The 22,072-nt window shown below is 52.1% G+C and carries 18 protein-coding genes; 9 read left to right on the plus strand and 9 right to left on the minus strand.

Annotated elements, in window-relative coordinates; translation table 11 throughout:
• Nucleotides 1–211: 211 nt before the first annotated feature.
• A complete protein-coding gene (asnS, locus tag OGV89_RS20120) occupies nucleotides 212–1,612 on the minus strand; it encodes an asparagine--tRNA ligase (protein ID WP_032936329.1) in 1,401 nt (466 codons plus the stop codon).
• 167 nt (nucleotides 1,613–1,779) lie between these two features.
• Complete coding sequence (gene pncB / locus OGV89_RS20125; protein WP_286559206.1) at nucleotides 1,780–2,982, minus strand: nicotinate phosphoribosyltransferase; 1,203 nt, start codon at nucleotides 2,980–2,982, stop codon at nucleotides 1,780–1,782.
• Nucleotides 2,983–3,248: 266 nt separating this feature from the next.
• Here pncB and pepN point away from each other — a divergent pair, with 266 nt between their 5' ends.
• Nucleotides 3,249–5,861, plus strand: a complete 2,613-nt coding sequence (gene pepN / locus OGV89_RS20130) for an aminopeptidase N (RefSeq protein WP_286559209.1) — start codon at nucleotides 3,249–3,251, stop codon at nucleotides 5,859–5,861.
• Nucleotides 5,862–5,932: 71 nt separating this feature from the next.
• Here pepN and ssuB read toward each other — a convergent pair whose 3' ends face one another.
• The 5 genes from ssuB to ssuE are packed head-to-tail and all read right to left on the minus strand — an operon-like array spanning nucleotide 5,933 to nucleotide 10,183.
• Entirely contained in the window at nucleotides 5,933–6,700 is a 768-nt protein-coding gene (ssuB, locus tag OGV89_RS20135; protein ID WP_003035840.1) for an aliphatic sulfonates ABC transporter ATP-binding protein, read from the minus strand.
• A complete protein-coding gene (gene ssuC, locus OGV89_RS20140) occupies nucleotides 6,697–7,488 on the minus strand; it encodes an aliphatic sulfonate ABC transporter permease SsuC (protein WP_286559211.1) in 792 nt (263 codons plus the stop codon). The genes ssuB and ssuC overlap by 4 nt, the downstream gene beginning before the upstream one ends.
• Nucleotides 7,489–7,498: 10 nt before the next feature.
• A complete protein-coding gene (ssuD, locus tag OGV89_RS20145; protein WP_044701566.1) occupies nucleotides 7,499–8,644 on the minus strand; it encodes an FMNH2-dependent alkanesulfonate monooxygenase in 1,146 nt (381 codons plus the stop codon).
• Nucleotides 8,641–9,615 (minus strand): sulfonate ABC transporter substrate-binding protein, encoded by a 975-nt coding sequence (locus OGV89_RS20150; protein ID WP_003836853.1) that lies wholly within the window; start codon nucleotides 9,613–9,615, stop codon nucleotides 8,641–8,643. Before OGV89_RS20150 ends, ssuD begins: the two co-directional genes overlap by 4 nt.
• A complete protein-coding gene (ssuE, locus tag OGV89_RS20155) occupies nucleotides 9,608–10,183 on the minus strand; it encodes an NADPH-dependent FMN reductase (RefSeq protein ID WP_016149876.1) in 576 nt (191 codons plus the stop codon). The genes OGV89_RS20150 and ssuE overlap by 8 nt, the downstream gene beginning before the upstream one ends.
• Before the next feature lie 367 nt (nucleotides 10,184–10,550).
• Between ssuE and pyrD the strand changes: the two genes are divergently transcribed.
• Together pyrD and zapC are read left to right on the plus strand one after the other, a co-directional pair.
• Nucleotides 10,551–11,561 carry a quinone-dependent dihydroorotate dehydrogenase gene (gene pyrD, locus OGV89_RS20160; RefSeq protein WP_003831973.1) on the plus strand — a complete coding sequence of 337 codons (1,011 nt, stop codon included), beginning with the start codon at nucleotides 10,551–10,553 and terminating at the stop codon, nucleotides 11,559–11,561.
• A 165-nt stretch (nucleotides 11,562–11,726) separates the two neighbouring features.
• Complete coding sequence (gene zapC, locus OGV89_RS20165; RefSeq protein ID WP_286559213.1) at nucleotides 11,727–12,269, plus strand: cell division protein ZapC; 543 nt, start codon at nucleotides 11,727–11,729, stop codon at nucleotides 12,267–12,269.
• Here zapC and OGV89_RS20170 read toward each other — a convergent pair.
• Nucleotides 12,266–13,372, minus strand: coding sequence for a YcbX family protein (locus OGV89_RS20170; protein ID WP_044712505.1), 1,107 nt, complete (start codon nucleotides 13,370–13,372; stop codon nucleotides 12,266–12,268). The genes zapC and OGV89_RS20170 overlap by 4 nt on opposite strands.
• A 98-nt stretch (nucleotides 13,373–13,470) precedes the next feature.
• Here OGV89_RS20170 and rlmKL point away from each other — a divergent pair, with 98 nt between their 5' ends.
• The 6 genes from rlmKL to rmf all read left to right on the plus strand — a co-directional run bounded on the left by rlmKL (nucleotide 13,471) and on the right by rmf (nucleotide 21,395).
• Nucleotides 13,471–15,579: a bifunctional 23S rRNA (guanine(2069)-N(7))-methyltransferase RlmK/23S rRNA (guanine(2445)-N(2))-methyltransferase RlmL gene (gene rlmKL, locus OGV89_RS20175; protein WP_003846959.1), complete on the plus strand. Its 2,109-nt coding sequence runs from the start codon at nucleotides 13,471–13,473 to the stop codon at nucleotides 15,577–15,579.
• A gap of 12 nt (nucleotides 15,580–15,591) precedes the next feature.
• Nucleotides 15,592–17,499, plus strand: coding sequence for an ABC transporter ATP-binding protein (locus OGV89_RS20180; protein ID WP_003846957.1), 1,908 nt, complete (start codon nucleotides 15,592–15,594; stop codon nucleotides 17,497–17,499).
• A gap of 14 nt (nucleotides 17,500–17,513) precedes the next feature.
• Nucleotides 17,514–18,767, plus strand: a complete 1,254-nt coding sequence (gene pqiA / locus OGV89_RS20185) for a membrane integrity-associated transporter subunit PqiA (protein ID WP_003035862.1) — start codon at nucleotides 17,514–17,516, stop codon at nucleotides 18,765–18,767.
• A gap of 4 nt (nucleotides 18,768–18,771) precedes the next feature.
• Nucleotides 18,772–20,412: an intermembrane transport protein PqiB gene (gene pqiB / locus OGV89_RS20190; RefSeq protein ID WP_003836843.1), complete on the plus strand. Its 1,641-nt coding sequence runs from the start codon at nucleotides 18,772–18,774 to the stop codon at nucleotides 20,410–20,412.
• Nucleotides 20,409–20,972 carry a membrane integrity-associated transporter subunit PqiC gene (gene pqiC, locus OGV89_RS20195; RefSeq protein WP_032936292.1) on the plus strand — a complete coding sequence of 188 codons (564 nt, stop codon included), beginning with the start codon at nucleotides 20,409–20,411 and terminating at the stop codon, nucleotides 20,970–20,972. The genes pqiB and pqiC overlap by 4 nt, the downstream gene beginning before the upstream one ends.
• A 255-nt stretch (nucleotides 20,973–21,227) precedes the next feature.
• Nucleotides 21,228–21,395, plus strand: a complete 168-nt coding sequence (gene rmf, locus OGV89_RS20200; protein WP_003035871.1) for a ribosome modulation factor — start codon at nucleotides 21,228–21,230, stop codon at nucleotides 21,393–21,395.
• Between the two features lie 107 nt (nucleotides 21,396–21,502).
• Here the strand turns inward: rmf and fabA are convergent, their stop codons facing one another.
• Nucleotides 21,503–22,021: a bifunctional 3-hydroxydecanoyl-ACP dehydratase/trans-2-decenoyl-ACP isomerase gene (gene fabA / locus OGV89_RS20205; protein ID WP_003035875.1), complete on the minus strand. Its 519-nt coding sequence runs from the start codon at nucleotides 22,019–22,021 to the stop codon at nucleotides 21,503–21,505.
• Between the last annotated feature and the right edge of the window lie 51 nt (nucleotides 22,022–22,072).

Here is a 22,072-nt window from a genome sequence, read left to right on the forward strand (position 1 = left end):
CGAAAGGCTAAAAAATGTACTATTTAATCAGAAAATGCTAATCCACAATAAAATTACTGGTTATTTTTTGTGCAAATGTATTGCGATGAAATATTACGTAACAGGTGGAGGGGATTGAATGGTTGTGTTTAACGTGAGATGGGTATCCAGATAACATGAAAAGGGTATAAAAAAGGCCAGCAATGCTGGCCTTTGAAACAATAACGCACGTTTAGAAGGTGGCGTTACGCGGAGTACGCGGGAACGGAATAACATCACGGACGTTTTGCACGCCGGTGACGTAAGCGATCAGACGCTCGAAGCCCAATCCGAAGCCGGAATGCGGAACGGTACCGTAGCGACGCAGGTCGCGATACCACCAGTAATCCTCTTTGTTCAGACCCATTTCCAGCATACGGGCATCCAGCACGTCCAGACGCTCTTCACGCTGAGAACCACCGATGATTTCGCCGATTCCTGGAGCCAGAACGTCCATTGCAGCAACGGTTTTACCGTCTTCGTTAAGGCGCATATAAAACGCTTTGATATCTTTCGGGTAGTTTTTCACCACCACCGGCGCTTTAAAGTGCTCTTCAGCAAGATAACGTTCATGCTCGGAAGACAGATCCACACCCCAGTAAACCGGGTTTTCAAACTGTTTTCCGCATTTTTCCAGAATGCTTACCGCGTCGGTGTAATCCACCTGCGCGAAGTCAGCGTCAATGAAACGTTCCAGGCGTGAAATCGCGTCCTTGTCGACACGTTCAGCGAAGAATTTCATATCATCCGCACGCTCTGCCAGTACGGCTTTGAACGCGTATTTCAGCATCGCTTCAGCCAGGCCTGCAACATCGTTCAGGTCAGCGAACGCCACTTCTGGTTCCAGCATCCAGAACTCTGCCAGGTGACGACTGGTGTTAGAGTTTTCTGCACGGAACGTCGGGCCAAAGGTATAAATTTTGGACAGAGCGCAGGCGTAGGTTTCACCGTTCAACTGACCGGAAACGGTCAGGAACGCTTCCTTACCAAAGAAGTCTTTGTCGAAATCGACTTTACCCTGATCGTTACGCGGCAGGTTTTCCAGATCCAGTGTAGAAACACGGAACATTTCACCGGCACCTTCCGTATCGGAAGCGGTGATCAGCGGAGTCGATACCCAAAAGAAACCCTGCTCGTGGAAGAAGCGATGCAGCGCTTGCGCCAGCGTATGACGTACGCGCGCTACCGCACCAATCATATTGGTGCGCGGACGCATATGCGCCACTTCACGCAGATACTCGATGCTGTGACGCTTAGCCGCCATTGGGTAGGTATCAGGATCTTCAACCCAGCCCGCGACTTCAACTTCAGTGGCCTGAATTTCAAAGCTCTGTCCTTGTCCAGGTGATGCAACGACTTTACCCGTTACGATAACTGAACAACCCGTCGTCAGGTGCAGTACGTCCTGATTGTAATTGGGCAGAGAATTATTGATGACGGCCTGTACAGGATCAAAGCAGGAACCGTCATAAACGGCGAGGAAGGAGATGCCAGCTTTTGAATCTCGGCGGGTACGCACCCATCCGCGCACGGTGACTTCGCTGTCAACGGCTACGCGGCCCTGGAGTACGTCGGCTACAGGCACAACGCTCATAATATTCTCTCTGTTAATAGTCGGATATATAAACACATGTCCACCCATAATGGGGGGGATACCTATGTTACCTGGCATCTGCAATCAGACAAGCAGAATTCGTAGCTGGAGTGAAAGATTTCGGAAATAAACGCGAATAAGGGAGCCAAAATGGCTCCCTGGAAGGATTAACTGGCTTTTTTAATATGCGGGAGATCGAAGGCTTTGCGCAGTGCACGAACAAATGCTTTATCGTGGCAGATGGTTTTACCCGGGCTGTCAGATAACTTCGCCACTGGTTTGCCGTTACATTCCACCAGCTTAATTACGATATTAAGCGGCTTAACCTGTGGAATGTCGCATGTTAGCCGTGTCCCAATACCAAAACTCAACTGTACGCGGGAAGAGAAGTGGCGGTAGAGTTCAATCGCTTTTTTCAGATCGAGGTTATCTGAAAAGACCAGCGTTTTGCTCAGCGGATCAATACCCAGTTTTTCATAATGGGCGATGGCTTTTTCACCCCATTCCACCGGATCGCCTGAGTCATGGCGTAATCCCTGGTAGCGGGTCGCAAACTCAACGCCAAAGTCGCGTAAAAATGCGTCCATGGTGATGCAATCGGTCAATGCAATGCCGAGTTGATCAGGATACTCATTTAACCAGGCGGCCAGGGCTACACGTTGGCTGGTGGCAAGTTCAGGACTGATTTGCTGATGAGCCTGGAACCACTCATGCGCCTGCGTACCCATTGGGGTTAATGACAGACGGCGGGCCAGATCGTAGTTACTGGTGCCGACAAACCAGGGCTCTTGCTGCAGGCGTTTAACGATAGCCTGCTGTACTTCGCGCGAAAAACGACGACGCGTACCGAAATCCATCAAATGGAAGCGGGACATATCGACATCTTTCGTTAAAGCAGAGAATTCTACTAGTTTGCTTTCCAGCTCATCGAGTGCCTGCTGGACGCCTGATTCAGGTGAGCGGTAACGGTGTACCAGTTCGCTAATCACCGCTAACAGCGGGACTTCCCACATGATCACTTCACGCCACGGACCGGTTAAGCGGATGTTTAGCTTACCGTTATCATTGGTGACGCAAACCTGTTCCGGGTTATAGCGGAAATCACGTAACCAGGTGAGGTAATCAGCTTTAAAGAAAGGCAGGCCGGAGAGCCACTGGTACTCATCCTCCTGCAGTCGCAGGTGCTGCATAGCATTCACCTGCTCACGAATAGAATCGGCATAAATACCGAGCAGGTCATCGCCACGGCAACGAAATTCAGCCGCTACTTGTACGTCATAGTAGTGGTGAAAAACGGCTTGCTGCATATGCAACTTATAAGCGTCTGTATCCAGCAGCGAGTGCAGAACAGGAGAAGCGAATTGTGTCATAGGTGCGCAGTAGCATCCTCTCACGGGAGCGTTTAGTACAATAAACAACTAAGAAAACCGCTGGAGTATACCCTGTTTAGCGATTTATTGAACCCCGATCACACCATAAGCTCTCTTTCTGGTCGAGGGCAATTCGTGCCACGTGTTATAAAAATGTAGCAAAAAGGGTGTTTGTGCCTGAAAAGATGAACATTCTGCGTAGCGCGATTTACGCAACAGGAATAGACTGAAGCCGAGACTCTATTAAAGATGCTAAAGGTTTTTTTATGACACAACAGCCACAAGCCAAATACCGTCACGACTATCGTGCGCCGGATTACCAGATTACTGATATTGATTTGACCTTTGACCTGGATGCTGAAAAAACCGTGGTCACCGCAGTGAGCCAGGCTGTCCGTCATGGCGCGTCCGACGCGCCCCTGCGCCTGAATGGCGAAGATCTGACCCTGGTGTCGATCCACGTAAACGACGAGCTGTGGACAGAGTATAAAGAAGAAGAGGGCGTTCTGGTCATCAATCAACTGCCGGAACGTTTTACGCTGCGTATCGTGAATGAAATTAGCCCAGCGGCGAATACCGCGCTGGAAGGGCTGTACAAGTCAGGCGATGCGCTGTGTACCCAGTGCGAAGCAGAAGGTTTCCGCCATATTACCTGGTATCTTGATCGCCCGGACGTGCTGGCGCGTTTTACTACCAAAATAATCGCCGATAAAACGCAATATCCGTTCCTGCTCTCCAACGGTAACCGCGTGGCGCAGGGTGAACTGGAAAATGGTCGCCACTGGGTTCAGTGGCAGGATCCATTCCCGAAACCGTGCTATTTATTTGCGCTGGTGGCCGGTGATTTTGACGTCCTGCGCGATACTTTTACTACCCGCTCAGGGCGTGAAGTGGCACTGGAACTGTACGTCGATCGCGGTAACCTGGACCGCGCGCCATGGGCGATGACCTCGCTGAAAAACTCCATGAAATGGGATGAAGAGCGCTTTGGCCTCGAGTATGACCTCGACATCTATATGATTGTCGCTGTGGATTTCTTCAACATGGGCGCGATGGAGAATAAAGGTCTGAACATCTTTAACTCCAAATACGTGCTGGCGCGTACCGATACCGCCACCGACAAAGATTACCTCGATATTGAGCGCGTCATCGGTCACGAATATTTCCATAACTGGACCGGCAACCGCGTGACCTGTCGCGACTGGTTCCAGTTGAGCCTGAAAGAGGGTTTAACTGTGTTCCGCGATCAGGAGTTCAGTTCCGATCTCGGTTCACGTGCGGTAAACCGCATCAGCAATGTGCGTACCATGCGCGGCCTGCAGTTTGCTGAGGACGCCAGCCCGATGGCGCATCCTATCCGCCCGGATATGGTCATCGAAATGAACAACTTCTATACCCTTACCGTGTACGAGAAGGGGGCGGAAGTGATTCGTATGATCCACACCCTGCTGGGTGAGGCTAACTTCCAGAAAGGGATGCAGCTGTACTTTGAGCGTCACGACGGTAGCGCTGCAACCTGTGATGATTTTGTGCAGGCGATGGAAGATGCGTCTAACGTTGATCTCTCCCATTTCCGCCGCTGGTACAGTCAGTCCGGTACGCCGATTCTGACCGTGCGTGATGACTATAACCCATCAACTGAACAGTACACGCTGACCATTAGCCAGCGCACGCCGGCCACGCCGGATCAGGCCGAAAAACAGCCGTTGCATATTCCTTTCGCTCTCGAGTTGTATGACAACGAAGGGAAAGTGATCCCGCTACAAAAAGGCGGGCACCCGGTGAATTCCGTACTCAACGTCACCCAGGCAGAGCAGACGTTTGTCTTTGATAACGTCTACTTCCAGCCGGTTCCGGCATTGCTGTGCGAATTCTCCGCGCCGGTAAAACTGGAATATAAATGGAGCGATCAGCAACTGACCTTCCTGATGCGTCACGCGCGTAATGATTTCTCTCGTTGGGACGCGGCGCAAAGCCTGCTGGCGACCTACATTAAGCTCAACGTTGCCCGCCATCAGCAGGGACAACCGCTGTCGCTGCCGGTACACGTGGCCGATGCATTCCGCGCAGTTTTGCTGGATGAGAAAATCGATCCGGCGCTGGCGGCAGAGATCCTGACGCTGCCTTCAGTAAATGAAATTGCCGAACTATTCGACATCATTGATCCGGTGGCGATAACCGAAGTACGCGAAGCGTTAACCCGCACACTGGCCGCCGAGCTGGCGGATGAATTCCTCGCCATCTATAACGCTAATCATCTTGATGAGTACCGCGTTGAGCATGCCGATATTGGCAAGCGTACGCTGCGTAACGCCTGCCTGCGATTCCTGGCCTTTGGCGAAACCCATCTGGCTGACACGCTGGTAAGCAAGCAGTACCGTGAAGCGAACAATATGACCGATGCGCTGGCGGCGCTATCCGCGGCAGTCGCTGCGCAGCTTCCTTGTCGTGACGCGTTGATGCAGGAGTATGACAATAAGTGGCACCATGACGGTCTGGTGATGGATAAATGGTTTATCCTGCAATCCACCAGCCCGGCTAGAAACGTACTGGAAACGGTACGCGGCCTGTTGAAGCATCGCTCTTTTAGCATGAGTAACCCAAACCGCATCCGTTCTCTGATCGGTGCCTTCGCGGGCAGCAACCCGGCAGCATTCCATGCGGAAGATGGTAGCGGTTATCAGTTCCTGGTTGACATGCTGACTGAGCTCAACAGCCGTAACCCGCAGGTGGCGTCACGCCTGATTGAGCCGCTGATTCGCTTAAAACGTTATGATGCAAAACGTCAGGCGAAGATGCGTGCGGCGCTGGAACAGCTGAAAGGTCTGGAGAATCTGTCAGGCGATCTGTTCGAAAAGATCTCTAAAGCGTTAGCCTGATAATATTGCCGGATGGGTCCGGTCTACCATTCACGCGTAGGCCGGATAAGCGGTAGCGCCATCCGGCATTTTTAACCTTGCTTGCGTAGCTGAACTTCATTGTCGCCACGCTGCATCACCCGGTTCAACACCTCGGCTTCCAGTTCTGTCAAACGCACGGAACCAATCCGGCGAGGTCGTGCAATATCCACCGTTAAATCCAGCCCGATTTTTCCGTCCTCAATCAGCAAAACGCGATCGGCCATTGCTACCGCTTCGCTGACGTCATGGGTGACCAACAGTACGGTAAAGCCGTGCTCTTGCCATAAAGAGACGATCAGCTCCTGCATTTCAAGGCGGGTTAAGGCATCCAGTGCGCCGAGGGGTTCATCCAACAGCAGCAGACCAGGGCGATGAATTAATGCCCGGGCCAGGGCTACGCGTTGTTTTTGTCCGCCAGAAAGCGCTGCGGGCCACTCCTGAGCACGATTCTCCAGTCCAACGGCGGCCAGCGCATCTCGGGCCGCATTGTGCCAGTGACCTTTCAGACCCAGACCGACGTTATCGATAACCGTCTTCCATGGCAGCAGACGCGCATCCTGAAACATCATACGCGTATCATCCTGAATTTCCGCCAGTGGGGTGGTTCCGGCAAGTAATGCGCCTGAGGTGGGCGACTCCAACCCTGCCAGCAGACGCAGCAACGTGCTTTTACCACCACCGCTGCGGCCAACCACGGCAACGAACTGCCCGGCCTGTATATGCAAATCTAACTGATTGAGCACCGTATTGGCGGCGTATTGTTTTGTCACGGCGCTCAGCAACAGCGGCGTACCTTGGTTCAAGCGAGCGGTATTCATACGGTAGCCTCCTTTATATGGTAAGCCGGGTGCCAGCGCAGCCAGACTCGCTCCAGCAATTGGGCGCTGACGTCGGCAAGTTTGCCGAGTAAGGCGTAGAGAATAATGGCCACCACGACCACATCGGTTTGCAGAAATTCGCGGGCGTTCATCGCCAGGTAGCCAATACCGGCATTGGATGAAATGGTTTCTGCGACGATAAGCGTCAGCCACATCAGCCCGAGAGCGAAACGCACGCCGACCATAATTGAGGGCAGGGCGCCAGGGAGGATGACATGAACAAACAGTGAAAAGCCGGACAACCCATAGCTACGCGCCATTTCTACCAGCCCACGATCGATATTACGGATCCCATGCCAGGTGTTGATGTAAATCGGGAACAGCGTGCCCAACGCAACGAGAAAGATCTTGGCGGATTCATCAATGCCGAACCACAAAATCACCAGCGGGATCAGCGCCAGATGCGGTACGTTACGCAGCATCTGCACCGAGGTATCCAGCAAGCGTTCTCCCCAACGCGAAAGACCGCTGATCAGTCCCAGCGTCAGGCCAATCGATCCACCGATGGAGAATCCGATCAGCGCGCGCCAGGAACTGATGGCCAGATGCTGCCAAAGCTCGCCGCTGGTGGAAAGCGTCCAGAAGGCTTCGATAACACCCTCCGGAGAGGGCAGTATGCGGTTGGACAGCCAGCCCATTGATGATGCGAGCTGCCAGAGCGCCACCAGACCTACCGGTAAAAACCAGGGCGCGAGGCGCAATAACCATCTGTTTTTCGTCGTTGCCATTAGCCGCTCCTTAGCTTTGAGCGACTTTGCGCGGGATGAATTCGTTTGCAACCGCTTCGCCTTGCTGTTGCAGGCGCTGCGGTTGCGGAATTTCTGGTATCGCGACATCCAGATGCGGGAACAGCAGCTCACCAACCCTGTACGCTTCTTCCAGATGCGGATAGCCGGACAGCACAAAGCTGTCGATGCCCAGCGCGGCATACTCGTTAATACGTGCTGCGACCGTAGGACCGTCTCCAACCAGTGCGGTCCCTGCGCCACCGCGTACCAGTCCTACCCCTGCCCACAGGTTCGGGCTAATTTCCAGTTTGTCGCGTTTACCGTTGTGCAGTGCAGCCATTCGCTGCTGACCAACCGAATCCGTTTTTGAGAAGGCGGCCTGGGCTTTGGCGATGGTGTCGTCATCCAGATGGGCTATCAGACGATCCGCTGCCTGCCATGCCTCGTGCGTTGTCTCTCGTACGATCACATGCAGACGAATACCGAAGCGGATCTTGCGCCCGAGCGCCGCTGCTTTGGCCCGCACCTGTTCAATCTTCGCTTTCACCTGTTCGGGCGGCTCGCCCCAGGTCAGGTAGAGATCAACCTGTTCTGCAGCAAGATCTTGTGCGACATCAGACGAGCCGCCGAAATAAAGCGGTGGTTGGGGTTGTTGTACGGGAGGGAAAAACAGCTTCGCGCCGCGAACGTGAATATGTTTGCCGTTGAAATCCACCGTTTCACCTTGCAGCAAGCGCCGCCAGACCTGAGTAAATTCCGCAGAGGCTTCATAGCGCTCGGTGTGATCGAGGAACACGCCGTCGCCTGCCAGCTCCTGTGGATCGCTGCCGGTCACCAGGTTAAATAACGCCCGGCCATTTGAGAGTCTGTCGAGCGTTGCAGCCTGACGTGCGGCAACCGTTGGCGAGGTAACGCTTGGACGCAGCGCGACCAGAAACTTTAATCGCTGGGTGACCGGGATCATCGAGGCGGCGACCAGCCAGGCATCTTCGCAAGAGCGACCAGTTGGAATCAGAACGCCGGTAAACCCAAGACGATCGGCCGTTTGCGCGATTTGTTGCAGATAACCGTGATCGACAGGGCGCGAACCCTCTTCCGTTCCAAGATAATGACCGTCACCATGGGTGGGTAAAAACCAAAACATGTTCAGACTCATAATTTTTCTCCTGCCTGCTGAGTGGGTTGCCAGATACGCTGGCGAATATCGATTTTTTTCGGCACCAGACGGTTGTCATAAAACAGATCGGCGGTTTGTTGTTGCAGGGCTGCAACAGAGGCGTTGACTGGCACAATGGTGGTTGGCGGACGGTGATCCAGATAAGACGCAATCACCGGTTCTGGCAGTCCCATGGTTTTGGCCAGCAGGGTAATACTTTGCTGGCGCTGGCTGAGGGTTAACGCATCGGCCTGGCTAAAGGTATCCAGTACGCCAAGAACAAATGCGCCATTTTTCTCGGCATAGGGACGGGCGGCGAGATAAAACGAACCGGTTTGCTTGAGGTCTGAGCCGTCTTTTAGCACACGTACATCACCTTGCAGTAACGCGGCGGAATAATAGGGGTCCCAGATAGCCCATGCATCAACGTTTCCTTGCTGAAAGGCTGCTCGCGCGTCGGCGGGAGTCAGATAGGTCGGTTGAATATCGGTAAGTTTCAGTCCAGCCTGTTGCAGCGCCCGGAGCAGTAAATTGTGGGCGCTGGACCCTTTCTGGAAGGCGACTTTATGTCCTTTAAGCTGCGCTACGCTCTGGATCGGGCTATTTTTCGGCACCAGAATCACTTCGGCTTTCGGCTTGGGCGGCTCGACGCCCACGTAAACCAGATCGGCTCCGGCAGCCTGGGCGAAAATTGGCGGAATATCACCGGTGCTGCCGAGATCGATACTGCCGATGTTGAGCGCTTCCAGCATTTGCGGCCCAGCCGGGAATTCGACCCACGAGATTTTAGTCTGCGGATAGCGTTTCTCCAGTAGCTGATGGCTTTTGGCCAGCACCATACTGACGCTTCCTTTCTGGTAACCAATACGCAAGGCATCGGGGGCCGATTCTGCGGCATGCCCCAGAGTTGACAACGACAACAACCCACTCAGTGCCAGCCATGACGTGTGACGCTTGAGAAGATCAAGCATGGGCGGCACCTCGCAGGGTGTTCAGTTGAGGAAGTTGGACGTCGCGACGATGCAACGCCAGCCAGAAGGTATCAAGCGCACTGTCCAGACGCTGCTGAAGGTTAGGCGTAAACTGAGGTTTATGTTGATAATCAATTACCTGCGAATCATCGGCAAACACACCGTGCAGGATCTCCTGGGCCTTTAATGCGCTCAGTACCGGTTTCAGCGCGTAATCGACGGCAAGCAAATGCGCCACGCTGCCGCCGGTAGCCAACGGCAAAACTACTTTCCCTTCCAGCGCTCGCTCGGGGAGCAGATCGAGCAGGGTTTTCAGGGCGCCAGAGTAAGCGGCTTTGTAGACCGGCGTGGCGACAATCAGCCCGTCTGCATCCTGCAATTGTTCGCTAAATGTCTTCAGCGCCGGACTGTCGAAACGGGCATAGATCAGGTCTTCTGGGGCAAAGTTGTGCAGATTCCAGTGAAAAACTTCCACATCCTGACCGTTTAGTTTTTCTCGAGCATATTCCAGTAACGCGCTGGAGCGAGAGGGAAAGCGTGGGCTTCCCGCCAGAGTAATGACGCGCATAATTTTAATCTCCCCTTATAACTAATTGTTTTCTTTTGCTTAACATTGATAACAATTTATGCAGTCTGGCAGAGAGATTTTGTTTATCGAAATGATTTATACGGGATAGAAAAGTCGAAAAATAAATATACCTGTCATACTTCAAGTTGCATGTGCGTTGGCTTTCCTCGCTCACCCCAGTCACGTACTGGTGTACGTTCCTGGGGATTTGCTGCGTCACCGCCTTCCTGCAACTCGAATTATTTAGGGTGTAAAAAGCAGGGGCGAGGAAAACGATTGCTATTTATTGCCGCAGGTCAATTCCCTTTTTGCTCGCGATCGCACATAATACGCCCCCGGTTTGCACACCGGGAATCCAGGAGAGTTCATGTACTACCCCTTCGTTCGTAAAGCCCTTTTTCAGCTCGATCCAGAGCGCGCTCATGAATTGACATTCCAGCAATTACGTCGCATTACCGGCACACCGCTTGAAGCGCTTGTGCGCCAGAAAGTACCGGCAAAACCGGTTACCTGTATGGGGTTGACGTTTAAAAATCCGCTCGGGCTTGCTGCCGGACTGGATAAAGACGGGGAGTGCATTGATGCGCTCGGCGCGATGGGATTTGGTTCCATTGAGATTGGTACCGTGACGCCACGCCCTCAGCCGGGTAACGATAAACCGCGTCTGTTCCGTCTGGTCGATGCAGAAGGTTTGATCAACCGTATGGGGTTTAATAACCACGGGGTTGATAACCTGGTTGAGAACGTTAAAAAATCGCATTTTGACGGTATTCTGGGGATTAATATTGGTAAGAATAAAGATACCCCAGTAGAGAACGGCAAAGATGACTATCTGATTTGTATGGAAAAAGTCTATGCTTATGCGGGTTATATCGCGATTAATATCTCTTCACCGAATACGCCGGGATTACGTACGCTGCAATACGGCGAGGCGCTAGACGATCTCCTGACGGCAATTAAAAATAAGCAAAATGATCTGCAAGCGATCCACCATAAATATGTTCCAGTGGCGGTAAAGATCGCGCCGGATCTTTCTGTGGAAGAACTGATCCAGGTTGCTGACAGTTTAGTTCGTCATAATATTGATGGCGTAATTGCGACTAACACCACGCTCGATCGTTCTCTCGTTCAAGGAATGAAAAATTGCGATCAAATGGGTGGCCTGAGCGGTCGACCATTACAATTAAAAAGTACAGAAATTATTCGCCAGTTGTCTCAGGAATTAAAAGGCCAGCTGCCGATTATTGGTGTTGGTGGTATCGATTCGGTGATTGCTGCACGTGAGAAAATAGCTGCTGGTGCAACCCTCGTACAGATTTATTCGGGCTTTATTTTTAAAGGTCCGCCGTTGATAAAAGAAATCGTCAGCAATATCTGAATGCTACCTTAATCACAAACCAGGGCTTTATTTCTAGCCCTGGTTGTTTTATATTCCTTTACTGTTGCTTATTTAAACATTCTGAGCTTTTATTATTAGGGCAATAAACGAAGCGGCAAAAGGATACTGTCGTAACGGTGATGATTAAGGAAAGGAGAGAAACTGATGCGAATTAAACCCGACGATAACTGGCGCTGGTATTATGATGAAGAGCATGATCGTATGATGCTCGATTTAGCCAATGGCATGTTATTCCGCTCGCGTTTTGCTCGTAAAATGCTCACTCCTGATGCATTTTCTCCGTCAGGTTTTTGTGTTGATGACGCCGCGCTTTATTTTTCCTTTGAAGAAAAATGTCGCTACCTGGATTTAGCCAAAGAACAAAAAGCGGAACTGGTGCTCAATGCGCTGGTGGCGATTCGTTATCTCAAACCGCAAATGCCGAAAAGCTGGCACTTTGTTGCGCACGGTATTAACTGGTCGCCGGTCGTGGGTGACGCTGCCTGTGTTGATTTAAGCGATACCGATGAACAGGTAAACCTGTTAGTGGTTGAGCCGGGTGAAAACGCCGCGCTTTGTCTGCTTGCGCAACCTGGTGTGGTTATCGCCGGGCGCATGATGCAGCTTGGCGATGCGATTAAAATAATGAATGACAGACTGAAACCGCAAGCAGTAGTTGACAGTTTCAGCCTTGAGCAGGCGGTTTAGCTCTCCAGCCTGATTGCCGTTTTGGGAATACAGCTGCAGCACAGAATCGTTCCGTCGTCCCCTATCGCTGATTTCTTCAACGGGCTAACTTCGCCATCTACCAGTCGAATTCGACAGCATCCGCAAATGCCTGCCCGGCATGAATAGGGAACCCGGATACCCTGGTTTTCCAGCTGCTCAAGCAATACCTGCTGATTATTTCCGCGAAAGGTCTGTCCCTGCCAGTCAATCAGCACCGTGGCATCAGGCTGCTGCTCGGCGACGGTATCATCAGATTCCGCCGCGCCGTACGCTCTGGCGGGGCCGGTTGCCAAAATCTCTACCTCATCGCCGACGCGAATAACGCCACTGTTGCGTGCGATAAGATTCTGGCCGAAATCGACATCGCCGTTATCTACCGCAGTACGGAAGGTTTGCAGTGTTGCGAGAGGTTCGCCGGATGGATGTTTCTGGCCTTTTTCCGGGCTAACTGTAGTGAAAATACAGCGGCTACAGGGTTTTGCAACATCAAAAATGACGTCGCCAATACGAATCACTTTCCAGGTATCTTCTTCCCAGGCGCCAGCTCCTGAAACCACCAGATTGGGGCGAAACTGTTCCATTTTGACGCTTGCCGGACAGCGCTGTTGCACATCGCGCAGGGATGCTTCGTTGGCCAGCAGATAGGGATAACCATCAGCGAAGGATAAAGGAACATCAACATGTCGTTTTACACGGCGCGTCAGCTGCGGACCGACCCAGCGTAACTGCACGTCACGGGAGAAAAAACTGCTAAGCCACTGGTTAATAGCCACTGGCGCAATGCGCGCGGTAAAATGATTCCCCCATACTTCAGTTGGCGCATCCTGGGTGGCGAAGTCGGCAAATCGTACGAGCGCACTGCTGCCGTCTGGAGCCGTAAGATGCAGCCCATCGTGGAATGGGGAAGGCGTAAAACGGACCATTTGTGGGAACTGGCGGGCGGTTATGAACGTTCCGTCAGGTTCAGTGATCATAAATATACGGTCAAAGGCGAGACCGCTGACGTCGGCCAGGGCATGCGTGAGCCCAATGCCGCGCATTGATTTAACCGGATGAATAAAAAGTCGGGTTAACGTGACCACTGTACAGCCCCTCGAATGAAAATAAGCCTTCAACTTTATGACATACAGCCCATATTAGCTATAATGCGCAGCAATTTTCTCGGAGTAAAAGTGACATTATGAATTCTCTGTTTGCCAGTACGGCCCGCGGGCTGGAAGAGCTGTTAAAAACTGAACTGGAAAACCTCGGCGCGCTGGAGTGTCAGGTCGTTCAGGGTGGGGTCCATTTTAAGGGCGACACGCGGCTTGTTTACCAGAGCCTGATGTGGAGTCGCCTGGCCTCGCGCATTATCCTGCCGATGGGAGAGTGCAAGGTCTACAGCGATCTTGATCTGTACCTCGGCGTTCAGGCAATCGACTGGACAGAGATATTTAACCCTGGTGCTACGTTTGCCGTTCATTTTAGCGGCCTGAACGAAACCATTCGTAACAGCCAGTACGGCGCGCTAAAGGTCAAGGATGCGATTGTCGATGCATTTACCCGTAAAAATATGCCGCGTCCGAATGTGGATCGTGAATCTCCGGATCTGCGCATCAACGTCTGGTTGAACAAAGATACCGCCAGCATTGCGCTCGATCTGAGCGGTGATGGTTTGCACCAGCGTGGCTATCGCGATCGCGCGGGTCAGGCACCGATTAAAGAAACGCTGGCCGCCGCTATTGTTATGCGTTCTGGCTGGCAACCGGGAACCCCGTTACTCGATCCGATGTGTGGTTCCGGCACACTGCTGATTGAAGCTGCGATGTGGGCAACCGATCGCGCGCCGGGCCTGCACCGCGGGTACTGGGGCTTCAGCGGTTGGGCGCAGCACGACGAAGCCGTCTGGCAAGAAGTTAAAGCCGAAGCGCAGGTGCGTGCGCGTAAGGGACTGGTTGACTATACCTCGCATTTTTATGGATCCGACAGCGATGCGCGCGTGATTGAAAAAGCGCGCAGTAACGCTCGCCGCGCCGGTATCGCCGATCTGATGACGTTTGACGTTAAAGATGTCGCCAAACTGAGCAATCCGTTGCCGAAAGGACCGTATGGGACGGTTATCAGTAACCCGCCTTACGGCGAACGTCTGGATAGCGAACCGGCGCTGATTGCCCTGCACAGCCTGCTGGGCCGTACGATGAAAAACCAGTTTGGCGGCTGGAATTTGTCGCTGTTCAGCGCCTCTCCGGATCTGCTCAGCAGCTTGCAATTACGTGCCGACAAGCAGTTCAAGGCGAAAAACGGCCCGTTGGATTGTGTGCAGAAAAACTATCACGTTGCAGAGACCACCGCGGACAGCAAGCCTGCCACGGTCGCGGAAGATTATGCTAACCGCCTGCGCAAAAACATCAAGAAACTGGAAAAATGGGCGCGTCAGGAAGGCATTGAATGTTATCGCCTGTATGACGCTGACCTGCCGGAATACAACGTTGCTGTGGATCGTTACGGTGAGTGGGTCGTGGTTCAGGAATATGCTCCACCGAAGACAGTTGATGCACAAAAAGCGCGTCAACGCCTGTTTGACATTATTGCCGCAACGCTGTCAGTACTGGAAATCGCGCCCAATAAACTGGTGCTGAAAACCCGTGAACGCCAGAAAGGCAAGAATCAGTATCAGAAGATGAATGAGAAGGGTGAATTCATTGAGGTAAGCGAGTACAACGCGCGCCTGTGGGTGAACCTGACTGACTACCTTGATACGGGTTTATTCCTCGATCACCGTATTGCGCGCCGTATGCTGGGGCAGATGAGTAAAGGTAAGGACTTCCTTAACCTGTTCTCCTACACCGGCAGCGCCAGCGTACATGCAGGATTGGGCGGTGCGCGTAGCACCACGACAGTTGATATGTCGCGTACCTATCTGGAATGGGCGGAACGCAACCTGCGTCTGAACGGCCTGAGCGGTCGCGCTCACCGTTTAATTCAGGCCGATTGCCTGGGCTGGTTGCGTGATGCCAATGAACAGTTTGATCTGATTTTCATCGATCCGCCGACGTTCTCTAACTCAAAACGTATGGAAGACTCGTTTGATGTGCAGCGCGATCATCTGGCGCTGATGAAAGATCTGAAACGTTTGCTGCGTAAAGACGGCACGATCATGTTCTCCAACAACAAACGTGGGTTCCGCATGGATCTCGACGGTTTGGCTGAACTGGGATTGAAAGCACAAGAAATCACCCAAAAAACGCTTTCCCAGGACTTTGCCCGTAACCGTCAGATCCACAATTGCTGGCTGATTACCGCAGCCTGAAAGGAAAATTAAATGTCATTAATCAGTATGCATGGTGCATGGCTGTCGTTTAGCGATGCGCCGCTTCTTGATAATGCTGAACTGCATATCGAAGATAACGAGCGGGTCTGTCTGGTTGGCCGTAATGGCGCGGGCAAATCGACGCTGATGAAGATCCTGAACCGTGAACAGGGTCTTGACGATGGGCGTATTATTTATGAGCAGGATCTGGTTGTGGCGCGTCTGCAGCAGGATCCGCCGCGCAACGTGCAGGGTAGCGTCTACGATTTTGTCGCCGAAGGGATTGCAGAACAGGCGGTTTACCTCAAGCGTTATCACGATATCTCGCATCTGGTGATCGCCGATCCGAGTGATAAAAACCTCCAGGAACTGGCGAAGGTTCAGGAACAGCTGGATCACCACAATCTGTGGCAGCTGGAAAACCGTATTAATGAAGTACTGGAACAGCTTGGCCTGGAAGCAGACATGGAGCTGGCATCGCTTTCCGGCGGCTGGCTACGTAAGGCGGCGCTGGGCCGCGCGTTAGTGAGCAACCCGCGCGTGCTGCTGTTGGATGAACCGACGAACCACCTGGATATTGAAACCATCGACTGGCTGGAAGGGTTCCTGAAAACTTTCAATGGGACAATTATTTTCATTTCCCATGACCGTTCATTTATCCGCAATATGGCGACGCGTATTGTCGATCTTGACCGCGGCAAGCTGGTGACCTATCCGGGGAGTTACGATCAGTATCTGCTGGATAAAGAAGAAGCGTTGCGCGTAGAAGAGTTACAAAACGCGGAATTTGATCGCAAGTTGGCGCAGGAAGAAGTCTGGATTCGTCAGGGTATCAAAGCGCGTCGTACGCGTAACGAAGGTCGCGTGCGCGCACTGAAAGCCATGCGTCGCGAGCGTGGCGAACGTCGCGAAGTGATGGGCACAGCGAAGATGCAAGTCGAAGAGGCTAGCCGTTCAGGCAAGATTGTTTTCGAAATGGAGAATGTGGATTACCAGGTTGACGGAAAGCAACTGGTGAAAGATTTCTCCGCGCAGGTGCAGCGTAGCGACAAGATCGCGCTAATCGGACCTAACGGCTGCGGCAAAACAACGCTGCTGAAGTTGATGTTAGGTCAGCTTCAGGCTGACAGCGGACGCATTCACGTCGGTACCAAACTGGAAGTGGCCTATTTCGATCAGCACCGCGCCGAACTGGATCCCGATAAAACCGTGATGGACAACCTGGCTGAAGGTAAGCAAGAGGTGATGGTTAACGGTAAACCTCGCCATGTGTTGGGTTACCTGCAGGACTTCCTGTTCCATCCGAAACGTGCGATGACGCCAGTACGTGCGCTCTCTGGCGGGGAACGTAATCGCCTGTTATTGGCGCGTTTGTTCCTGAAACCCAGCAATCTGTTGATTCTCGATGAACCAACGAACGATCTTGACGTCGAAACGCTGGAACTGCTCGAAGAGTTGATTGATAGCTACCAGGGCACCGTGCTGCTGGTGAGCCACGACCGTCAGTTTGTCGATAATACCGTGACCGAATGCTGGATCTTCGAAGGCGGCGGTAAAATTGGTCGTTATGTCGGCGGTTATCATGATGCGCGCAGTCAGCAATCGCAGTATGTGGCGTTTAAGCAGCCAGTTGCGAAAAAAACAGAGGAGCCAGCCGCTCCTAAAGCAGAAATTGTCAAACGCGGCACCAGCAAACTAAGCTATAAACTGCAGCGCGAACTGGAGCAACTCCCCGTGTTGCTTGAAGAACTGGAAGCTAAGCTGGAAGCCTTACAGGCTCAGGTTGCTGACGCCGCGTTTTTCAGTCAGCCTCACGAGCAAACGCAACAGGTGTTAGCTAATTTGAACGAAGCGGAACAAGAACTTGAGCAAGCCTTTGAGCGCTGGGAGTATCTTGAGTCTTTGAAGAATGGCGCATAATTAAAGGAGCACCTATGTGCGAACATCACCATGCCGCGAAGCATATTTTGTGCTCGCAGTGTGACATGCTGGTGGCGTTACCTCGCCTTGAGCATGGTCAGAAAGCGGCATGTCCACGATGTGGCACTACGTTAACCGTTGAGTGGGACGCGCCCCGGCAGCGTCCCACTGCCTATGTTTTAGCCGCACTATTTATGCTGCTGCTGTCAAACCTCTTTCCCTTTGTGAATATGAACGTCGCAGGGGTGAGTAGTGAAGTGACGTTGCTGCAAATTCCCAGCGTGCTCTTTTCTGAAGATTACGCCAGTCTCGGCACCTTCTTTATCTTATTCGTTCAGCTGGTTCCGGCCTTTTGTCTGCTGACGATCCTGCTACTGGTAAACCGGGTTCAGATGCCCGAGCGGCTTAAAGCATGGCTGGCGCGCATTTTGTTTCAGTTAAAAAGCTGGGGAATGGCAGAAATCTTCCTCGCCGGCGTGCTGGTGAGCTTTGTTAAGCTAATGGCCTACGGCGATATCGGCGTGGGCAGCAGCTTTATTCCGTGGTGCTTCTTTTGCGTTTTACAGTTGCGTGCATTTCAGTGCGTTGACCGTCGCTGGCTATGGGATGATATTGCGCCAATGCCTGTCATAAAGCAGGCCTTAAAACCTGGCGTGCCTGGTATTCGACAGGGACTGCGTTCCTGCTCTTGCTGCACTGCAATACTTCCCGCTGATGAACGGGTGTGCCCACGCTGTCAGACGAAAGGCTATGTGCGGCGTAAAAACAGTCTGCAATGGACGTTGGCATTACTGTTTACGTCAATCATGCTTTATCTTCCTGCCAATATTCTGCCGATTATGATTACCGATTTGCTCGGGTCAAAGCTGCCGTCAACCATACTTGAGGGGGTGGTTTTAATCTGGAGCGAAGGCTCGTATCCGGTGGCTGCGGTTATCTTTATCGCCAGTATTATGGTGCCGACGTTGAAAATGATCGCCATTGCCTGGCTATGCTGGGACGCCAAGGGGCACGGCAAGCGCGACAGTGAACGGATGCATTTAATTTATGAGGTCGTGGAATTTGTCGGTCGCTGGTCAATGATCGACGTCTTTGTGATTGCGGTACTCTCTGCGCTGGTGCGCATGGGAGGGTTAATGAACATTTATCCTGCAATGGGTGCTTTGATGTTTGCTTTAGTCGTCATTATGACAATGTTTTCTGCGATGACATTTGATCCGCGTCTGTCGTGGGATCGTGAACCAGAACCAGGCCATGAGGAGTCCTGACAGCATGGAATCTAAAAGTGGGGAAGCCAAAGTGCAAAAGGTAAAAAACTGGTCGCCCGTGTGGATATTTCCTATCGTCACTGCACTCATTGGCGCGTGGGTTCTGTTTTATCACTACAGTCATCAGGGGCCACAGGTCACGCTTATTACCACCAATGCCGAAGGTATTGAAGGGGGCAAGACGACGATTAAGAGCCGCAGTGTGGACGTCGGCATCGTTGAGAGCGCAACCCTGACGGATGATCTGACCCATGTGGAGATTAAAGCGCGTCTTAACTCTGGAATGGAAAAGCTGCTGCATAAAGATTCTGTCTTTTGGGTGGTGAAGCCGCAGGTTGGACGTGAAGGTATAAGTGGGCTCGGCACGCTATTGTCCGGGGCTTATATTGAACTGCAGCCTGGCAATAAAGGCAGTAAGCTGGAAAATTACCAACTGCTGGATTCACCGCCGCTGGCCCCGCCAGATGCAAAAGGGATCCGTGTGATTCTGGACAGCAAAAAAGCCGGTCAGTTGAGTCCGGGCGATCCGGTGCTTTTTCGCGGCTATCGTGTAGGTTCGGTTGAAACCAGCACATTTGATGCGCAAAAGCGTACGATCAGCTATCAGCTTTTCATTAATGCGCCTAACGATCGTCTGGTGACCAGTAATGTGCGTTTCTGGAAAGACAGTGGGATCGCCGTAGATCTTACCTCAGCAGGTATGCGCGTAGAAATGGGTTCGCTCTCCACGCTGTTTGGCGGTGGTGTAAGTTTTGATGTGCCAGAAGGTTTAGAGCAGGGCGAGCCGGTCGCACAACAGTCAGCGTTTAATCTTTATGACGATCAAAAAAGTATTCAGGATTCACTGTATACCGATCATATCGATTATCTGATGTTCTTTAAAGATTCGATTCGTGGCCTGCAGCCTGGTGCGCCGCTGGAATTCCGTGGCATCCGCTTGGGTACGGTGAGTAAAGTGCCTTTCTTCTCACCGAATATGCGCCAGGTGTTCAACAATGATTATCGCATTCCGGTGCTGGTACGCATCGAACCAGAACGTCTGAAGGCGCAGCTGGGCGAAGATACTGATGTTGGTGCTCATCTGGCGGAATTGCTTAAACGCGGATTACGGGCATCGCTCAAAACCGGGAACCTGGTGACCGGCGCGCTTTATGTCGATCTCGACTTCTATCCGAAAGAGCCGCCGATTACTGGTGTACGCGAATTTAATGGTTATCAAATTATTCCGACCGTGAGCGGTGGTCTGGCGCAGATCCAACAGCGTCTGATGGAAGCGTTGGATAAGATTAATAATCTGCCGCTGAACCCGATGATTGAGCAGGCAACCAATACGCTGTCGGAAAGCCAGCGCACGATGAAGCATCTGCAAACCACGCTGGATAACATGAACAAGATCACGTCCAGCCAGTCGATGCAGGATCTTCCGGCGGATATGCAGAACACGCTGCGTGAACTAAATCGTAGCATGCAGGGCTTCCAGCCTGGTTCCGCGGCCTACAACAAGATGGTGGCAGATATGCAGCGTCTTGATCAGGTGCTACGTGAACTGCAACCGGTACTGAAAACGCTGAACGATAAGAGTAATGCGCTGGTATTTGAAGCGAAGGACAAAAAAGATCCAGAGCCGAAGAGGGCGAAACAATGAAAAAGTGGCTAGTGGTGATGATGGCGGTCTGGCTGACGTCATGCAGCTCCAGCGGAGAGAATAAAAGCTATTACCAGCTCCCTATCGCACAAGGCGGTGTGCAGAGCTCCGCCAATCAGGGAAACCGTCTGCTGTGGGTTGAACAGATTGCGGTACCTGATTATCTGGCCGGTAATGGGGTGGTTTACCAGACCAGCGATGTGCAATATGTTATAGCCAATAATAATCTCTGGGCCAGCCCATTAGACCAGCAATTGCGCAATACGCTGGTTGCTAACCTCAGCATGCAGTTGCCTGGCTGGGTTGTTGCTTCGCAGCCGCTGGGAAGCACTCAGGACACGCTGAACGTCACCGTAACCGGCTTCCACGGTCGTTACGATGGTAAGGTTATCGTGAGTGGAGAATGGTTGCTGAATCATCAGGGACAACTGATCAAACGTCCATTCCACATCGAAGCTGTACAGACTAAAGACGGCTACGATGAGATGGTGAAGGTTCTTGCTAACGCCTGGAGTCAGGAAGCGGCGGCTATTGCTCAAGAGCTGAAACGCATCCCATAAGCTTAAATAATTGTAAATTATGCCGCCCCTGGCTCACCGCCCGGGGCGGTTTTTTTATTTTTTTAGCCGTGGAGATAGCTGTTCTGACTGACTATTTTTGTACAAATGATTTAGAGGCTAGCTCACAAATATGACACTGGCGTGAATTTTGCGCATTGACGAGCCTAATGTTTAGGGGTATTCGTTTAGTGTGATTGCACACTTAGTAATCACTGTTTTCTTTTCCACCAGACCAAAAAATGAGGGAAACGAGGCATGAAGAGACAAAAACGAGATCGCCTGGAACGGGCACATCAACGTGGATATCAGGCCGGCATTGCCGGACGCTCAAAAGAAATGTGTCCCTATCAGACGCTGAATCAGAGGTCATACTGGCTGGGAGGCTGGCGAGAAGCCATGGGGGATAGGGTTTTAATGGCCTGATTCTGTCTCTTTAGATAAAAGAAACCTCCGCAGAGCGGAGGTTTCGCCTTTTTGCACACCAGATATAACGGAGAAACGTTAATGTCTGGCTGCTACGCAGTCCTGGATTAGAACGCGGAAGTGTCCTGGAACAGACCCACTTTCAGATCGTTTGCGGTGTAGATCAAACGACCATCAACCAGCACTTCACCATCAGCCAGGCCCATGATCAGGCGACGGTTAACGATACGTTTGAAGTGAATGCGGTAAGTGACTTTCTTCGCAGTCGGCAGAACCTGGCCGGTGAATTTAACTTCACCTACGCCCAGCGCACGGCCTTTACCTTCGCCGCCCAGCCAGCCGAGATAGAATCCAACCAGCTGCCACATGGCGTCGAGACCCAGACAGCCCGGCATCACCGGATCGCCGATAAAGTGACAACCGAAGAACCACAGGTCTGGGTTGATATCCAGTTCAGCTTCAACATAACCTTTGTCAAAGTTGCCACCGGTTTCGGTCATCTTGATGACACGGTCCATCATCAGCATGCTTGGTGCTGGCAGTTGTGGCCCTTTTGCGCCAAACAGTTCACCGCGACCAGAGGCAAGAAGGTCTTCTTTCGTATAGGATTCGCGTTTATCTACCATGTTCTCTGTAAGCCTTATTTTATTGAAGCACGCAGGATAGCTAACACGTGT

The organism is Citrobacter sp. Cf125 (assembly GCF_030333935.1).
Classification (GTDB): domain Bacteria; phylum Pseudomonadota; class Gammaproteobacteria; order Enterobacterales; family Enterobacteriaceae; genus Citrobacter; species Citrobacter freundii.

Excerpts from the sequence above, each read along its gene's own strand:
- ssuC (WP_286559211.1), bottom strand. The coding sequence starts at position 7,488 with ATGGCAACGACGAAAAACAGATGGTTATTGCGCCTCGCGCCCTGGTTT.
- asnS (WP_032936329.1), bottom strand. The coding sequence starts at position 1,612 with ATGAGCGTTGTGCCTGTAGCCGACGTACTCCAGGGCCGCGTAGCCGTT.
- pncB (WP_286559206.1), bottom strand. The coding sequence starts at position 2,982 with ATGACACAATTCGCTTCTCCTGTTCTGCACTCGCTGCTGGATACAGAC.
- fabA (WP_003035875.1), bottom strand. The coding sequence starts at position 22,021 with ATGGTAGATAAACGCGAATCCTATACGAAAGAAGACCTTCTTGCCTCT.
- rmf (WP_003035871.1), top strand. The coding sequence starts at position 21,228 with ATGAAGAGACAAAAACGAGATCGCCTGGAACGGGCACATCAACGTGGA.
- pqiB (WP_003836843.1), top strand. The coding sequence starts at position 18,772 with ATGGAATCTAAAAGTGGGGAAGCCAAAGTGCAAAAGGTAAAAAACTGG.
- rlmKL (WP_003846959.1), top strand. The coding sequence starts at position 13,471 with ATGAATTCTCTGTTTGCCAGTACGGCCCGCGGGCTGGAAGAGCTGTTA.
- zapC (WP_286559213.1), top strand. The coding sequence starts at position 11,727 with ATGCGAATTAAACCCGACGATAACTGGCGCTGGTATTATGATGAAGAG.
- pyrD (WP_003831973.1), top strand. The coding sequence starts at position 10,551 with ATGTACTACCCCTTCGTTCGTAAAGCCCTTTTTCAGCTCGATCCAGAG.
- pepN (WP_286559209.1), top strand. The coding sequence starts at position 3,249 with ATGACACAACAGCCACAAGCCAAATACCGTCACGACTATCGTGCGCCG.
- OGV89_RS20150 (WP_003836853.1), bottom strand. The coding sequence starts at position 9,615 with ATGCTTGATCTTCTCAAGCGTCACACGTCATGGCTGGCACTGAGTGGG.
- OGV89_RS20180 (WP_003846957.1), top strand. The coding sequence starts at position 15,592 with ATGTCATTAATCAGTATGCATGGTGCATGGCTGTCGTTTAGCGATGCG.
- ssuD (WP_044701566.1), bottom strand. The coding sequence starts at position 8,644 with ATGAGTCTGAACATGTTTTGGTTTTTACCCACCCATGGTGACGGTCAT.
- ssuE (WP_016149876.1), bottom strand. The coding sequence starts at position 10,183 with ATGCGCGTCATTACTCTGGCGGGAAGCCCACGCTTTCCCTCTCGCTCC.
- pqiA (WP_003035862.1), top strand. The coding sequence starts at position 17,514 with ATGTGCGAACATCACCATGCCGCGAAGCATATTTTGTGCTCGCAGTGT.
- ssuB (WP_003035840.1), bottom strand. The coding sequence starts at position 6,700 with ATGAATACCGCTCGCTTGAACCAAGGTACGCCGCTGTTGCTGAGCGCC.
- pqiC (WP_032936292.1), top strand. The coding sequence starts at position 20,409 with ATGAAAAAGTGGCTAGTGGTGATGATGGCGGTCTGGCTGACGTCATGC.